Below are 15,206 nucleotides of genomic sequence, written 5' to 3' on the forward strand. Positions count from 1 at the left end.
TAACGTAGGTTTATCTTACATTAGAAAAAGATTAAAATCAACATTAAACTCTAATTTAATTAAAAAGAGATTCAAGCGCCTTTAAAAAAGCCGTTTAACTATATAAAATATTCAACTCATAACATTTGCACGTTGTTAAAATGAGAGTTTGGCCATTTTTATTCATTAATTCTCATTTAATTCAGTTAACTTATTTTGATGTTCGAATATTTTTTTGAATAAATGTTATACTTAACCTATTAATTAAGTTCCACGAGGAGGTTCTCATGAAAGAAACTTATTCTACAGAAATACCAGTTATTGACGTTTTCATTGCTGGTATCGAAAAACAACGTGAAAATTTAGATTATACAATGTCTGAATTAGCTGCATTAGTCGAAGCTAACAACATGCATGCTGTTGAAGACATTCGTCAGAAATTAGATCGACCAACTGCTGCCCTTTACTTTGGTAAAGGTAAAGCTGAAGAATTCAAGACTGAAAGTGAAGCACAAGGTGTGAAAATTTTAGTTGTAAACGACGAATTATCACCAACTCAAATTCGTAACCTTGAAGCTGCATCAGGTATGGAAGTTATGGATCGTACAGGCCTGATTTTAGCTATTTTTGCTTCAAGAGCACAATCACGCGAAGCAAAACTCCAAGTTCAAATGGCTCAACTTCAATATCAGTTACCTCGTTTAAGAGGGATGCAAGATAAACTAGATCAACAATCTGGTGGTGGACTCGCTAACCGTGGTGCTGGCGAAACGAAGATTGAATTAGATCGTCGTGTGATTGAAAATCGGATTAACCACATTAAAAAAGATCTTGCTGAAATGGACAAAGAAGAATCTACTAGACGTAAACAACGTGATAAATCTGGTATTCCGACTGTTGCATTAGTTGGTTATACTAATTCAGGTAAATCAACGACAATGAACGGCTTGCTTCGTCTAATCGGACAAGATGATGACAAACAAGTTTTTGAAAAGAATATGTTGTTTGCTACATTAGATACAAGTGTCCGTAATATTCAATTTGAAGATAAAAAACAAATTTTATTGAGCGATACTGTTGGTTTTGTCAGCAAATTGCCTCACCAATTAGTAAAAGCTTTCCGTACAACCTTGGCTGAAGCTGCACAAGCTGATTTACTTATCCAAGTGATTGACGTGGCTGATAAACATGCTGAGGAAATGATTCAAACAACTGAAGATACATTAAAAGCTATTGGCGTCGAAAACATTCCGATGATTTATGCCTATAATAAAGCTGATTTAGCAAATATTGATTATCCTACTTTCTCAGATGATAAATTCACTTATAGTGCGCGTGATGAAAAATCACTTAATCAATTAGTAGATATCATTAAAAAGAATGTCTTTAAAGATAACGAAATTATGACTGTTCTTATCCCATTTGATAAAGGTCAACTTGTTGATTTAATCAATGAAAAGGCAACTATCTTAGAAACAGATTATGAAGAATCAGGTACAAAATTAAAGATTGATGCAACAAAAACTATTGCAACCCAATTGCAAGATTACATCGTTTAAAATAATTCTATAAAAAGAGTGCGTGAATCGGTCTGAAATAGCCGATTCACGCACTCTTTTTTGTCGTCATAATCATATCTAGTTTATTGCATGATTCCCGCTGTTATGCTAAAATGCAACTATTCATTTTAGAAAAGGAGGATTCAATTTTGGAAAAAAAACCAGCAGTTGGACTTAACAGATCGTTAGGTCTATGGTCAGCATTATCAATCGTAATCGGAACTGTTATTGGTTCTGGTATCTTCTTTAAACAAGCTTCGGTACTTGACTACACCGGCTCTACTACAAATGCCCTGCTCGCATGGCTATGTGGTGGTATCATAACCTTAACCGCTGGACTAACTGTTGCTGAAATTGGATCTCAAATTCCAGAAACCGGTGGATTATATATCTACATGGAAAAAATTTACGGTAAAATTTGGGGTTTCTTAGCTGGTTGGATGCAAGTTATCGTGTATGGACCAGCTATGATTGCTGCGTTAGGCGCGTACCTTGCTATTTTAATAGTAGATTTCTTTAGTATTCCAGCTGGTTATTCTCATTTAATCGCATTAATTGCAGTCATTTCTATTGGCTTCCTAAATATGCTATCAAATCGTTATGGTGCTTCATTCCAGATTATTACAACTATTTGTAAATTATTCCCTATTGCTGCTATTATTATTTTTGGTTTATTTTTTGGCAATGCAAATGCACTTGGCCAATCTGTTGCAACTGTCAGTCACTCTACAAATAATTTTGGTGTTGGTATACTAGCTACTTTATTTGCTTATGATGGTTGGATTCTGATTGCTAATATGGGTGATGAAATTAAAAATCCTAAAAAGACATTACCTAGAGCTATTGTTTTAGGAATTTCAATTGTTCTTCTTATTTATATTCTTGTTTCGTTCAGTATTATGCGTGTCATGCCTGCTAGTCAAATCCATCAACTAGGCGAAAATGCAACACCACAATTTGCTAAGATTGCCTTTGGCCAACTTGGTGGAAAAATTATGAATATCGGTGTCATTATTTCTATTCTTGGTTGTATGAACGGTAAAATCATGACATTCCCTCGAATTATGTGGGCAATGGGTAAGAACAAACAATTACCTTTCCATAAAGAAATATCTTATTTACATCCAAAATCACATTCACCTGTTATTGCAACATGTGTGGCTTTAAGTATTGCAGCGATTATGATTTTATTTTTTGATGCTGATCGCTTATCTGAAATTTGTATTTTTACAGTTTATTGCTTTTATGTTATGACTTTCGTCGGCCTCTTTATCTTACGCCGTCGGAATAAAGGAACAGATTTAAAACGTGTTTTCTCAGTTCCATTGTTCCCCATAACACCTATTGTTGCTATCTTAGGTGCAGCCTTCGTTTTAGTTAGCGAAGTTCAATCAGATATTGTAGGTGTTTTAATTTCATTTACAATTGTTGCACTTGGTATCCCGGTTTATTTATACGAAACACATAAAAATAAAGATCTATAATAAAAAATGTGTAATGACAGCTATTGTCATTACACATTTTTATTTTTAATTCATCATTTTCCGGGAAAAGGATTATTCACAAAAAGTTGTGTATAAAATTTAATTTCTTGCAAAGTCTGAGCAATTTTATTTTTTGTATAATCTGTTAACTTAGCATCGTTATTTAGTTGTCCATCTTCATTAAATGTTTGATCAACTATTCCCAATAATGTTGGCGTAGGCAACGTGATAAATCCTAATCGATTCAAAATAGGTACTAATTCAGCTGTTGCAAATTGTGCACCGCGCATGTTATCTGAGTAGCCCACAATCTTAACTGGTTTACGTTGCCCTTCAAAAGCCAAATAATCGATTGCATTTTTCAAAACGGCTGGAATAGCATGATTATATTCAGGCGTTAAGATAATAAAGCCATCTGCCGCAGCTACATCCGCTATCCATCGTGCTTCATTTTCAGGTAGTTGTCGATTTTCATTTTGCATAGGTGCCAATTTTTCGTGGAAGAAGGTTAACTGATAGTCACTTAATTTTAGAAATGAAAATTCAACATTATCCTGATTTTTTGCTACTCCTTCAATATACTTAATGACCCTTTTACCAATAGAATTCTCTCTTGAACTCCCTAGAATAACAGCAATTTTCACCATGACATCATCTTCTTTCTAATTTATTTTTCAATCAAACAAACCGTCATTTTATGCCGATTCTACTAACTAATAAAAATGGTTGCTAAAATCTATATAGATTTCAACAACCATTTTTATTTTATTGTCTACGCTAAGCGTCTTTCTAAGTATCTTGAAACCAATGATAGTGCATAACAAACGACGAAGTACATCACTGCTAAAGCGACGAACATTGGAATAACATAATTAGTATTTTGACCGTATACTAATTGTGCATGATACAGTAACTCTGGTAAAACAATGATAGTAGCCAATGACGTATCTTTAATTAATGAGATAAATTGACTAACCAATGGTGGAATCATTTTCTTTAAAGCTTGTGGTAAGACAATCACACGCAGACCTTGCCAATAAGTTAGACCATTTGCGCGAGCACCTTCCATTTGTCCGGGTTCAACAGCTTGAATACCACTTCGAATGATTTCAGCTAACATTGCTGATTCGAAAACGGTCATCGCTAACGTTGCTGACCAGAAAATTGATAACCGAATACCAACATTTGCTAAGCCAAAATAAACGAAAAATAAGATTAAAAGTAATGGTAAATTTCGAATTAAATCAATTATAAAACCAACTATAGCAGATAAACGTTTTACTTTAATATATCGTGTTAGGCCTAGAATAGCGCCAATTATAAAACTGAAAATAATTGAAATAACTGAAACTTCGATTGTTACTAATAATCCTTGTAGTAAGTAGCGAATATTTTCCCAACTATATGCTGCAATAAAATCTGACATATTTTTCTAGACCCCCTTTAACTTAATTTCTTTTCTAAATGTCTCATGTAATAACTTAATGGCATCGTGATAATTAAATATAACACCCCAACGATAATGTACGTGTTGATTGTATCAAATGTTGTTGATGCGATAATATCACCTTGGTACATTAAATCAAATCCAGCAACGAAGGCTAAAACTGAAGAGTTTTTTACCAAATTAATGAACTGATTACCCAAAGGTGGAATCACATATTTAAATGCCTGGGGTAAAATAATATGAAACATCGATTGCATGAATGTTAACCCGTTTGAGCGAGCACCTTCCATTTGTCCAGGATCAACAGCTCTAATCCCAGCACGAACTGTTTCTGCAATAAAGGCAGATGTGTAAATCGTTAGTCCGATTGTTCCAGCTGTAAATCCGTTGATATTCGTAACGTACATAGGTACCACAACGTAGAAAAACATTGCAACAACCAATAACGGAATATTTCTAAATATTTCAATATAGATACGTGCAATAATTTTTAAAATTCGATATGGCATTTCTTCCAAAATTGCAAAGAACGAACCTATAATTAAACTAAAAAATAATGCGAGTACACTTGAACACAATGTATAGCCAAGTCCTGTTAATAAGGCTTGCCAATGTTCTGTAAAAATCGTAATCATTGTTGACTCGCCTCCTTCACACTAAATCCTGGAATATCGCCAAACCATTTGTTTAATAATTTTTCATACGAGCCATCGGCACGCATTTCAGCTAAAGCCTTATTAACTTCATTCTTAAATTCACCTTGGCCTTTATCAATCGCAATTCCGTAAGGTTCATGCGTAAAAGTACCACCAACAACAGCAAAATCAGAATTCTCTTTAACCATCCCATATAAAATACCATTATCAGTTGTTAAAGCATCACCTTGACCAGATTTTAGTGCGGTTAATGCTTGCGCATAATCATCTAGTTCCAGCACTTCTGCTTTAGGTGCATACTTCTTCATGTTAATAACTGAAGTTGAACCCTTAACACCTAAAACAACCATACCGTCTTTATTCAAATCTTTTACGGATTTAATTGAGCTTGTTCTTTTAACTAAAATAGCTTGTCCGGCAGCAAAATAAGAGTTAGAAAAATCAACTTGTTTTTCACGATCTTTAGAAATGGACATCGTCGCAATAATTGCATCAATATTTCCATTTTTCAAAAGTGGAATTCTTGTTTTACTTGTTACCTGAACAAAATTAGCTTTACCATCTTTACCTAAGATTTTTTTTGTCACTGCCTTAGCAATATCAATATCAAATCCTTGGATTTCACCGGTTTTGATGTTCATTAAACCAAATAACTTCGTATCTGCTTTAACACCCCAGTTAATTGTTTTTGTTTCTTTAGCTGTTGTTGCAATGTTGGCTTTACTTTGCGCTCCACAGCCTGCAATAACTAATACCATAGCTATACTCATAAACAATAAGCTAATTTTTCTTAATTGTTTCATATTTTAATCCCCACTCTCACAGTCTTGAGCTCCTTAATGTTTAATAATTTTACTCAAGAATTTTTTTGCACGTTCTTCTTTTGGATTGTCGAAAAATTCTACTGTTGTATCATCCTCAAGAATTTGACCATCAGCCATGAAAATAACACGATCGGCTACTTCACGAGCAAAGCCCATTTCATGAGTTACAACAATCATTGTGATCCCATCATTTTTAGCGATATCTTTCATAACTTTTAAAACATCGTCAATTGTTTCAGGATCTAATGCAGAAGTTGGTTCATCAAATAATAGCGCCTTAGGTTTCATAGCTAGACTACGGGCAATGGCAATTCTTTGCGATTGTCCACCTGATAACATTCTAGGATATGATTGTGCTTTATCATCAAGTCCAACTGTTTTTAATAAATCCATTGCGATTTTTTTATTTTCAGCTTCATCCCGTTTTAAAACTAAACGTGGTGCAAGCATAATATTTTCTAAAACAGTTTTGTTTTCGTACAAGTTAAAATGTTGAAATACCATCCCAACATTTTTTCTGATTTTATCAATATTCGTTTTCTTATCTGCTAAATCAAAATTATCAACTAATAGTTGCCCCTCGTTAACTTGCTCTAAACCATTGATAGTTCTGATTAATGTACTTTTTCCAGAACCAGATGGCCCGATAATAACGACGACTTCGCCTGCTTCAACTTTTAAATTGATATTCTTCAATGCGTGAAATTTATCGTAATATTTCTCCACATTTTTAAATTCGATCATTGCCATACTCTCAATCCCCTTCTCTTAACTCTTTTATTCTTTTTTGTGATACTTTAATTATACTACCAAATGGATGTTTAATTGCAGTCTTTTTTAAATGTACCATATAATCACAAAAAAAGTGATAGCAATGTAGTTATTTGCTATCACTTTTTTACTAATTTTCTTTTTCTTTATAGGCAATTTGAACTTTAACGTGAAATTTATGTGATTCTTCAATAACTGATGATCGACCAGCAACCTTCTGATTACCACCATAAATAGTTGCTGTTGCTAAGTAAATATCATATTGTTCTTTAGCCGTTTCAATATCAGATAAACCAACATGGGTTAGGCGACCAATCAATTGTTTATCAATCTGATTCATTCCAGCGTAAACATTCATTTTTTCGTCTTCTATTTTTAATTCAAAAAATGGAAAAGCAACGGGCTGTGCTAACTCTGACACTGGTTTTCCTGTTTTCTGAATTTCTTTTATAATAGCATCATCTGACAATCCATCATAATCAAAATCTGAATACTTAACTTGCTTCATTTGATCAGCAATTTTTTGAATACTTACTTTTTCGTTTCTATTTGTCCTAAGTGTCGCTGGCATCAGCATTTTAGAATCAAATAGGCCATTCGTTTGAACATAACCTGGTTGCATTCGGCGACGTTTATCTCCTTCAATTTCTTCCTTAGGCGGTCCGCCCAACAATTTTTCAATTTTCGGTGAAGGATCAAATTTAGTTGTTTTATTTGTAAAATAATGAATAACATTTAAAACAATAAAATATAATAAAACAAAAAAAGCAAGAATAAACAAACTACCTCTAACATAATAACCATTTATGAAATATCGTGATGCGATATACAATAAATACCAATTACCAAGAAAGCCTAAAACAGTATAAATTCTATTTTTTAATTTTAAATTAACATTAATAAACCCTAAATAATGGTTTGCTAAATCTAGTAAACTAAACATTTATTTACCTCCTAATCCTTAGTCTGTATTTGTCGTTTCTGCACTGGCTTTGGCTTTGTCAGTCGTTACCGTTTTAGTATTCTTCACGCTACTACTTGTGCTTGTTGCCGAGCTAGCTTTATCCGCATTTGTATCAGTATCTGTACTTGTATCAGTTGTGTCATCGGTACTTGTTTCCGCGCTCTTATCATCCGTTGTATTATCGGCACTTGTACTTGCTGATTTGTTTGATGTTTCATCGGCAGCACTTGAACTACTAGACTCATCTTTTGAACTTTCTGATGAAGAGGACGAATCAGAAGAACTCGTCTCAGAAGATGAACTTACTTCTTTGGAACTCGAATTATCGTCTACTTTAGGTTTAGTTTCCGACGGTGATGAAGCTACTGAAGAAACTGTTGCTCCTTCGTTTGTATTCGTTGTTTTGTTAACAACAACGTTAGTTGCGCCCAATGCAAGTACGATAGAAACAATTGCAAAAGGTGTTATAAATGGTGGCGTTCTATATGCCATTAACTCTCACTCCAATTTTGTACTTTTTCCATTAAACCATTTGTTATTGAAGTTTATTCGAAGATAAACTTAATTTTTCGATAATTTTTTTTGGCATTCATCACAAATCCCATGTAATTCAAATTTATGTTCTTCTATTTTGTAACCTGGTAACTGTTTTACAAAATAATCTAGCGGACAGCTATCAAGTTCAACCACCTTACTACAAGAAGTACAAATAAAATGATGGTGATGTTTGTGACTAAAATCACATTGATATTTTACACAGGCTCGTTCACCATTCATCCGTTGCTCAACAAGACCCATTTCTTTAAATTCTTTGATATTTCGATAAATTGTATTATGACTCATCCCTGGATATTTATTTCTCATATAGTCATCCACAACTGTAACGTCAACATAAGCTTCCTCATACTGACTTAAATACGTTAATAAACTTTTTCTTTGTTTCGTAATTTTATATTTATTTTCTTTTAGTATATGCAATGCATCATCAATTAATTCAGTCAAAAGGCTTATCTCCATTTCTAAATAATAATGGTTACTCTTTAAGAAGAATACCATATCAACTAAAAAAAGCAATCACTCTTAACCTAATGATTGAATTAACTGATCAATCTGTTTCTTTGCGTCAACTAAATCGTCATTAATAATGACATGTGCTATACCTTCAAGATCTGCTGGAAGTTTCATGTCTCGTTTTGCTTCACCAGAATCTAAGCGTAAACTTCGATTTCGAATCGTATCTCCCCGTTTAATTAACCGATCTTGTAATATCTGATTATCCGATACAGACAAATATAAGACAACTGTTTCTTTTGGTAATTCTTTTGAATACGTGATGGCACCTGCCGTATCGAGTACAATTGTCGCATTTTTTGCCTCTGACCAAGCAGCATCTATCGCTTCTCTTGATGAACCATAGTAATGGCGATCATACTCAACATGTTCTAAATAATGAAAATTAAAAAAAGTTTCATCGGATTCAAAATAATAATCGCGACCATTTTTTTCATTAACTCTTGGTTGCCTAGTTGTGTGAGTAATCACCTTTTTGGCATCAAATTGCTTGGTTAGATAGTCTCTAATCGTCGTTTTACCTGTTCCCGGAGCACCCGTGATCACGAATATTCGTTTTTGCATTAAATCATCCCTTTATCGTTTTTAGACTTCTTCATATTATTTAAAAAATTTTTGGTTAATATAAAACAAATGACTTGCATTCATTTTATGTACGTACTATACTAAGCTTCTACTAAAGAAAGTAGAATGCGCTTTCATGGTAGTAAGATATAGAAATACGGAGGATACACACTTATGAAATTTGGAACATTTAGTAAAAACTGGTATACGATTTCTTTAGACACTGAAAAACAAATCTTTATTGCTAGTTCAAAAAATAATCCAGCCATTTCAGGTTCTGGGGTAACAATCGAAACAGCCGTTTCCAACTTATCAACAGAAATGAAATATGTTCAATCTGGACAATTTGTATAGAGGGTAAATGTGAGCTCACGCACATCAACCCTTTTTTATTTGGACTTTTTTACCGATTAAACCTTACCATCAATCGCTTAATGGGTACGTATAATAAACTAACAATGATAATTGTCGAGATTGAATTAACAACAGTTGCAGGTAAACTTAAAAACGCCTGAACAGCGGCGACATTAAAACTAACACCTTTAATCATTGCTTCACCAATCGAAACTAAATATGATGTTCCTATTTTACCAATTCCTGCCGTTGCAGCAATAATGATAATCCAATATTTACCATGATAATTTTTTAATCCTTTCGTAACAACCGTAATTAGTAATGCAATAACCACTACTTCTAGTACAGTAAAATATGACGTATCTGCATAACCATTCAAAATATCAAATAATCCCAGACCAATCGCTCCTGCAATTGTGCCATAACTAAACCCTAAAAAAATCACGGCCAATGCTGCTAGTGAATTACCGAAATGAATAAATGGTTTTCCCACCATAGCTGGGATTGGTATTCTAAAAACTGAGATACCTATATAAATAATTGCCGCAAATAATCCCGCTAAAATAATGCTTCTTAATCTTTCATTTCTCATTTTATTTTTCCATTCTATCGTTAATATCGGGTAAAATACTCATAAAATTAACCCCTAACCTTTGATCAAGTCCTTCATTATCAGAATTACTCATCGCTTTCCATGTTACTTCTACTGCAAATTCCAATGCTTCCCTTAGTGAATGACCATTCATTAACTCACCCACTACGCAGCTTGCTAGCAAGTCTCCTGTCCCAAAATAATGATTCTCACGTTGTTCTTTTAATACCCAACCTGATTCGCCTTCTTTTGTTAGAAAAACAACACCAATTTGATTTTTCTGGTTTGTAACTCCTGTAATTATAACCGCTTTTAAATTTAATTTCTTTAATAAACGTGTTAGTAACTTTTTAATTTCTGCCTCGCTAGGATTTTCCTGATAATTACAGTCTGCCAATAAGTAAGCCTCTGTTAAATTGGGTAAAATTAAATCTGCTTGCGTTAAACATAACATGCTTAATTCTTCTACATAGTCGTTTGTCAGTCCTGAATATAACGTGCCGTGATCAGCCATAACTGGATCAATAACGGTGAGTGCTTTATCATCAGATAACCTATCTAGTAGAATCCCCATCATTTTAATACTTTCTGCCGTCCCTAGATAGCCCAAATATGCGCCCGTAAATTGAACTGGAATAGTTGCCCAGTGTTCTTCAAAAGCTTTTATAAATGGTGAGATGTCTACCTTCATTGGTACTCCAAATCCACCTGTATGACTACTTAATAACATTGTTGGCAATATTGTCGTCCGTTGTTGATAACTAGCTAAAACAGGAACCGCAATCCCTAATGAAACACCACCAACACTAGATAAATCTTGTGCAATCAATAATTGTTTCATTATTCCACCTTCTTCATTTGAAGTTATTTAATTCATTATAAAATGAATACGCCAGAATAGCGATATTTAGTAACCATTTAAAAATAAAAAACTGTTGAAAAATTAGCACTAGGCTAGTTCCTCAACAGTTCAACTATTTCTTCAATTCAATTTTATTTTGTCGACCAATCGCATGTTTTAACATAAACGGTGCTACGATAGTTGAAATAATAATTACCATGATAACTGCCGAATAGTATTCCGTCGACAACAAGTGTGCGGTATACCCAATTTGGACAATAATCAAAGCCATTTCGCCACGAGAAATCATCCCCGCACCGATTACATATGCACTATTTAAATCAAATCCAAGTAACCTAGCACCTAATCCACCACCTAGTAATTTTGTGAGGACGGCCAAAATCGTTAAAATAACGATAAACCAAATATTTTTCATAAATCCATCAAATGACATGCTTAATCCAATACTCGTGAAAAACATTGGAATAAAGACTGCATAACCAATTGGTTCAATATTGGCATCAATTTCTTTTTTATACGGTGTTTGTGCCACTGCAATTCCTGCAAAAAAGGCACCAACAACAGCACTTAACCCCACTAAGTCAGCTAAGTAGGCCATACCTAGACAGATAACCAGTGACATAATCGTAATCGATGAGCCAACTAATAATCGTTCACTTAATCTCATCAAGAAAGGCGCCACCCACTTGAATAGGATTAAAATACCAATGAAGTAAACAAATTCTAATAAGAAGCCAATCCAAATGTTAGCTTGTGCGCTATCACCGGTACTTGTAATATTACCAAATACACTAACTAATACACTTAAAATAACAACAGCTAAGATATCATCCACAACGGCCGCACCTAGGATTGTTGCACCTTCTTTTGAATCTAATCGTTTTAATTCTTTCAAGACTTCGACGGAAATACTAACTGACGTTGCCGCAAAGATAACACCTAAAAATAAAGCCGATTCAAATCCAAAATTATAAATTCGACCAAAGTAATAGACAACTAAGATAGGGAAGACAACACCTAAAGTCGCAACTGATAAGGCCGGTTTTAAATACTTTTTAAGTAGATCTAAATCACTTTCTAATCCCGCCATAAACATTAAAATAATCACACCAATTTCTGCGAACATCGCAAATAAATGATCTGAATGGACCCAATTCAACATTGCTGGTCCAAGTAAAACACCAACTAATAATTGCCCGATAACACTAGGAACACCAATTCGTGTGCTGACATGACCCGCAATTGATGTTGCCACTAATACTAAACAAATCGTTCCTAAAAATGCCATTATTTCTCCTCTCACTTGTCACTATCTATATTAACCATAACATACATTAAAAATAAAAAGCAGCAAATTCCCTCTCGGAATTCACTGCTTATGATTCACTTAATTAAATTAAGCTTCTTCACTGTTAAAAATATATTTTGCTGCGAATGCTGCAATAGCACCACCAACTAATGGTGCAAGAATAAATACCCAAAGTTGTGAAAGTGCATCGCCACCGGCATAAAGTGCAGGTCCAATACTACGAGCAGGGTTAACTGAAACCCCTGTAAGTGGTAAACCAACAAAGATAAGTACTGTTAATGTTAAACCAATCACAAAGCCAGCAATATTACTGTTACCAAATTTTTCACTCGTAACCATCAAAATAATAAAGATGAATAAGAATGCGAATAAGGCTTCAACGAAAAATGCCATACCACCAGGAATTGTTGCATAACTATTTGAACCAAAACCATCAGCAACTTTTGATGTATCTGTCATTGATGAAATAATCATCTTAACCACGCTAGATGCTACAATCGCACCTAAGATTTGACTAACCCAGTAAGCAACCATATCAGTCAATGACATGCGCTTGTTGATGTACATTGCTAATGAAACAGCAGGATTGATGTGTGCACCTGAAACAGGTCCAATAGCATAAACCATCAATGTAATAGCTAAACCAAATGCAAGTGCAATAACAAGTGGGCTACCGTTACCTAACGTAACTGCCCCTGTACCAAATAATACCAAGAAAAATGTGCCGATAAATTCAGCAATATAATTTTTATAATTCAATTTTAAATCCCCCTATATTAGTATCTCTTAATTATACACATAACCATAAACTCATTTCAATTATTTTTTTATTTTTAATTTTTGAATTAAAACCCATGCTGTAATTGGAACCGCTAGAATAACACCTATAATAGAAAATAAAATCATTATTAATTCTGCAACAAAAATTTTATCATTTATAATATCTGCGAATGTAGCATGCGTCTGTACTAATAAAATAAATAGCGCTAAAAAGCCACCAAAGAAACCAAAAAATAGTGTATTAAACGTTGTTCCAATAATATGTTTACCAATACTAATACCAGCTGCGTATAACTTTTTTAAATCAATTGTTGGTGTTTGTTCAATAATCTCATTTAAGCCAGCCGAAATTGCAATCGCACCTTCAGCAATTGCGCCTAAAGTACTAAAAATAGCTGTTGAAATCGCTATTTGCATAAAATTAGCGCCTACTAATAACGAAAATGCTTCTATTTCTTCACTATCTTCTGCACCAAAACCTTGAACTGCAGCAAAATGTTCAACTGGAATAATCAAAAGAACGAGAATAACCAGAACAATTAACGAAGCATAAAAAGCAGTTTCAGTAACTTGCACATTATCATCACCAAGAAAAATCGTAATAGCTAAAATAATAATGCCATTAATTAGGGTCACTGCTACCGGCGGAAATCCTCCCGTAATTAAAATAATCGTAAAAAATAACATGATAAAATTAAAAAATAAGCTTAAAAATGAACGAACACCATTCATTCCTCCAACAATGACCATTAAGACAAATAAAATGGCACTTAACCAACCAATTGTAATCATAATGTGTCATCCCCTTTGATTAATCGACTTGCAAAAAAACTTGCGACAGGTATCGCAATGACAATCCCAATACCGCTGATTAATGTTTGGACAACTCCTAAAGCCATGGTCCATGAAAAAGTATAGCCAATTGTATTGGTCGTTCTAAAGTACAAAACGGCAAGTGGGAAAATGTCAGCAATAAAAATTAAGAATAAGACGTTAATTAATGGTCCCATAATCGATTGTCCAACCTCACGTCCAGATTTAAAAAGTTCTTTCGATGAAATAGTTGGTTGTTCTTTTTTTAATTGAAATAGTGTTGCAACGATATCTGTCGATTCATCCATGACAGCCCCTAGAGAACCTAGTAGTGTGGCAGCAAGGAATAGTTCCTTTGGCGCTTGCGTTGCATAAGATAGAGCTTCGTAATGCATCCCTTGATCATTTGTCAGTTTTAAAATAATGACACTAATGATTAACGATAAACTAGTTCCCGTCAAAGTTGCCAATAACGTGACCAGCATCTGTCGATTAAAGCCAATTACCAAACTCAAGGTCAGTACTGCAAATATTAGAGCAATACCTGCGAAAATCCAAAAGAAGTTCGTAATATTAACGAATATTTCAAATTTAATGGCTAAAAAGAAAATAATCATATTTAAGACGATACTTAATACAGCAATCATGCCACTAAACTGCATAAATCCTACCAGCATACTAACGGCAATCCAAATTAATATGGCCACGACGACATCTCGTTTGAACCCATCAATAATACCAGTTAATCCACTTTTATGAGGATTAATCGTTACAAATACTTGATCATTTTTCTGGTATTTTTGATCATTTGCGCGAGATGAAGAATATGTATTTGGTAGTCTTATTTTTTGCCCTTTATACTTACCATTCATCACAGTTCCAAATAATTTTTGTTTAGTCTGTGTATCTTTATTTTCAAATTCATCTGTTACTTTTTCAGTTTTTTCATCCTTAACCTGTGTTATTTTAACAATCGTATCTGAATACAGTGCTTGATCAAATTTAACACCTATTACGAGTATGCCACCGATAATAATCGTTAGAATTAAAATAATGTTCTTCTGAAGTAACTTTTTCATGGGTTCACACCTCATTTATTATTAATACACTTCCACCAGTTTAACATTTTACAACAAAAAAAGTCCGACCAAAGGCCAGACTTTAATCTATCTTATTT

The 15,206-nt window shown here is 33.8% G+C and carries 18 protein-coding genes; 3 read left to right on the top strand and 15 right to left on the bottom strand.

The features are described from left to right. The first annotated feature begins 266 nt into the window (after positions 1–266). Both hflX and AC1RPH_RS00495 read left to right on the top strand, forming a co-directional pair. Positions 267–1,538: a GTPase HflX gene (gene hflX / locus AC1RPH_RS00490; RefSeq protein WP_481760927.1), complete on the top strand. Its 1,272-nt coding sequence runs from the start codon at positions 267–269 to the stop codon at positions 1,536–1,538. A 146-nt stretch (positions 1,539–1,684) separates the two neighbouring features. Beyond that, a complete protein-coding gene (locus AC1RPH_RS00495) occupies positions 1,685–3,022 on the top strand; it encodes an APC family permease (RefSeq protein ID WP_481761139.1) in 1,338 nt (445 codons plus the stop codon). Between the two features lie 53 nt (positions 3,023–3,075). On the opposite strand, the gene AC1RPH_RS00500 is transcribed toward AC1RPH_RS00495, so the two are convergent. The 9 genes from AC1RPH_RS00500 to AC1RPH_RS00540 all read right to left on the bottom strand — a co-directional run bounded on the left by AC1RPH_RS00500 (position 3,076) and on the right by AC1RPH_RS00540 (position 9,319). Beyond that, positions 3,076–3,669 (bottom strand): NADPH-dependent FMN reductase, encoded by a 594-nt coding sequence (locus tag AC1RPH_RS00500; RefSeq protein ID WP_481760928.1) that lies wholly within the window; start codon positions 3,667–3,669, stop codon positions 3,076–3,078. Positions 3,670–3,794: 125 nt separating this feature from the next. Then, on the bottom strand, positions 3,795–4,448 hold the full coding sequence (locus AC1RPH_RS00505) for an amino acid ABC transporter permease (RefSeq protein WP_409021664.1): 654 nt from the start codon (positions 4,446–4,448) through the stop codon (positions 3,795–3,797). Between the two features lie 17 nt (positions 4,449–4,465). Beyond that, the gene (locus AC1RPH_RS00510; protein ID WP_481760929.1) at positions 4,466–5,104 is read right to left on the bottom strand and encodes an amino acid ABC transporter permease; all 639 of its coding nucleotides are present in this window, start codon (positions 5,102–5,104) and stop codon (positions 4,466–4,468) included. Beyond that, complete coding sequence (locus AC1RPH_RS00515; protein ID WP_481760930.1) at positions 5,101–5,928, bottom strand: glutamate ABC transporter substrate-binding protein; 828 nt, start codon at positions 5,926–5,928, stop codon at positions 5,101–5,103. Before AC1RPH_RS00515 ends, AC1RPH_RS00510 begins: the two co-directional genes overlap by 4 nt. A 33-nt stretch (positions 5,929–5,961) precedes the next feature. Continuing rightward, complete coding sequence (locus AC1RPH_RS00520) at positions 5,962–6,699, bottom strand: amino acid ABC transporter ATP-binding protein (protein WP_409021667.1); 738 nt, start codon at positions 6,697–6,699, stop codon at positions 5,962–5,964. A gap of 151 nt (positions 6,700–6,850) precedes the next feature. Then, positions 6,851–7,663 carry a DUF6681 family protein gene (locus AC1RPH_RS00525; protein ID WP_481760931.1) on the bottom strand — a complete coding sequence of 271 codons (813 nt, stop codon included), beginning with the start codon at positions 7,661–7,663 and terminating at the stop codon, positions 6,851–6,853. An 18-nt stretch (positions 7,664–7,681) separates the two neighbouring features. After that, a complete protein-coding gene (locus AC1RPH_RS00530) occupies positions 7,682–8,176 on the bottom strand; it encodes a hypothetical protein (protein WP_481760932.1) in 495 nt (164 codons plus the stop codon). A 69-nt stretch (positions 8,177–8,245) separates the two neighbouring features. After that, positions 8,246–8,686: a Fur family transcriptional regulator gene (locus AC1RPH_RS00535; protein ID WP_409021670.1), complete on the bottom strand. Its 441-nt coding sequence runs from the start codon at positions 8,684–8,686 to the stop codon at positions 8,246–8,248. Between the two features lie 78 nt (positions 8,687–8,764). Further along, positions 8,765–9,319 carry a guanylate kinase gene (locus AC1RPH_RS00540; protein WP_481760933.1) on the bottom strand — a complete coding sequence of 185 codons (555 nt, stop codon included), beginning with the start codon at positions 9,317–9,319 and terminating at the stop codon, positions 8,765–8,767. Between the two features lie 174 nt (positions 9,320–9,493). On the opposite strand from AC1RPH_RS00540, the gene AC1RPH_RS00545 reads away from it, so the two are divergent. Beyond that, positions 9,494–9,673, top strand: coding sequence for a hypothetical protein (locus AC1RPH_RS00545; RefSeq protein ID WP_409021673.1), 180 nt, complete (start codon positions 9,494–9,496; stop codon positions 9,671–9,673). A 49-nt stretch (positions 9,674–9,722) separates the two neighbouring features. Here AC1RPH_RS00545 and AC1RPH_RS00550 read toward each other — a convergent pair whose 3' ends face one another. The 6 genes from AC1RPH_RS00550 to AC1RPH_RS00575 all read right to left on the bottom strand — a co-directional run bounded on the left by AC1RPH_RS00550 (position 9,723) and on the right by AC1RPH_RS00575 (position 15,108). Next, entirely contained in the window at positions 9,723–10,265 is a 543-nt protein-coding gene (locus AC1RPH_RS00550; protein WP_481760934.1) for an ECF transporter S component, read from the bottom strand. Position 10,266: 1 nt separating this feature from the next. Beyond that, positions 10,267–11,106, bottom strand: coding sequence for a pyridoxamine kinase (locus AC1RPH_RS00555; protein WP_481760935.1), 840 nt, complete (start codon positions 11,104–11,106; stop codon positions 10,267–10,269). A 133-nt stretch (positions 11,107–11,239) separates the two neighbouring features. Continuing rightward, positions 11,240–12,415 (bottom strand): cation:proton antiporter, encoded by a 1,176-nt coding sequence (locus AC1RPH_RS00560; protein ID WP_481760936.1) that lies wholly within the window; start codon positions 12,413–12,415, stop codon positions 11,240–11,242. A gap of 108 nt (positions 12,416–12,523) precedes the next feature. Then, the gene (locus AC1RPH_RS00565) at positions 12,524–13,195 is read right to left on the bottom strand and encodes an MIP/aquaporin family protein (RefSeq protein WP_481760937.1); all 672 of its coding nucleotides are present in this window, start codon (positions 13,193–13,195) and stop codon (positions 12,524–12,526) included. A gap of 60 nt (positions 13,196–13,255) precedes the next feature. Beyond that, positions 13,256–14,008 (bottom strand): YibE/F family protein, encoded by a 753-nt coding sequence (locus tag AC1RPH_RS00570; RefSeq protein ID WP_481760938.1) that lies wholly within the window; start codon positions 14,006–14,008, stop codon positions 13,256–13,258. Next, complete coding sequence (locus AC1RPH_RS00575; RefSeq protein WP_481760939.1) at positions 14,005–15,108, bottom strand: YibE/F family protein; 1,104 nt, start codon at positions 15,106–15,108, stop codon at positions 14,005–14,007. Before AC1RPH_RS00575 ends, AC1RPH_RS00570 begins: the two co-directional genes overlap by 4 nt. Between the last annotated feature and the right edge of the window lie 98 nt (positions 15,109–15,206).

It is taken from the genome of Dellaglioa sp. CoH-57-MRSF-16, from assembly GCF_056782055.1.

What these genes read in the sequence shown, in the direction of transcription:
- hflX (WP_481760927.1), top strand. Translation starts at nt 267, where the DNA reads ATGAAAGAAACTTATTCTACAGAAATACCAGTTATTGACGTTTTCATT.
- AC1RPH_RS00500 (WP_481760928.1), bottom strand. Translation starts at nt 3,669, where the DNA reads ATGGTGAAAATTGCTGTTATTCTAGGGAGTTCAAGAGAGAATTCTATT.
- AC1RPH_RS00505 (WP_409021664.1), bottom strand. Translation starts at nt 4,448, where the DNA reads ATGTCAGATTTTATTGCAGCATATAGTTGGGAAAATATTCGCTACTTA.
- AC1RPH_RS00510 (WP_481760929.1), bottom strand. Translation starts at nt 5,104, where the DNA reads ATGATTACGATTTTTACAGAACATTGGCAAGCCTTATTAACAGGACTT.
- AC1RPH_RS00515 (WP_481760930.1), bottom strand. Translation starts at nt 5,928, where the DNA reads ATGAAACAATTAAGAAAAATTAGCTTATTGTTTATGAGTATAGCTATG.
- AC1RPH_RS00520 (WP_409021667.1), bottom strand. Translation starts at nt 6,699, where the DNA reads ATGGCAATGATCGAATTTAAAAATGTGGAGAAATATTACGATAAATTT.
- AC1RPH_RS00525 (WP_481760931.1), bottom strand. Translation starts at nt 7,663, where the DNA reads ATGTTTAGTTTACTAGATTTAGCAAACCATTATTTAGGGTTTATTAAT.
- AC1RPH_RS00530 (WP_481760932.1), bottom strand. Translation starts at nt 8,176, where the DNA reads ATGGCATATAGAACGCCACCATTTATAACACCTTTTGCAATTGTTTCT.
- AC1RPH_RS00540 (WP_481760933.1), bottom strand. Translation starts at nt 9,319, where the DNA reads ATGCAAAAACGAATATTCGTGATCACGGGTGCTCCGGGAACAGGTAAA.
- AC1RPH_RS00545 (WP_409021673.1), top strand. Translation starts at nt 9,494, where the DNA reads ATGAAATTTGGAACATTTAGTAAAAACTGGTATACGATTTCTTTAGAC.
- AC1RPH_RS00550 (WP_481760934.1), bottom strand. Translation starts at nt 10,265, where the DNA reads ATGAGAAATGAAAGATTAAGAAGCATTATTTTAGCGGGATTATTTGCG.
- AC1RPH_RS00555 (WP_481760935.1), bottom strand. Translation starts at nt 11,106, where the DNA reads ATGAAACAATTATTGATTGCACAAGATTTATCTAGTGTTGGTGGTGTT.
- AC1RPH_RS00560 (WP_481760936.1), bottom strand. Translation starts at nt 12,415, where the DNA reads ATGGCATTTTTAGGAACGATTTGTTTAGTATTAGTGGCAACATCAATT.
- AC1RPH_RS00570 (WP_481760938.1), bottom strand. Translation starts at nt 14,008, where the DNA reads ATGATTACAATTGGTTGGTTAAGTGCCATTTTATTTGTCTTAATGGTC.
- AC1RPH_RS00575 (WP_481760939.1), bottom strand. Translation starts at nt 15,108, where the DNA reads ATGAAAAAGTTACTTCAGAAGAACATTATTTTAATTCTAACGATTATT.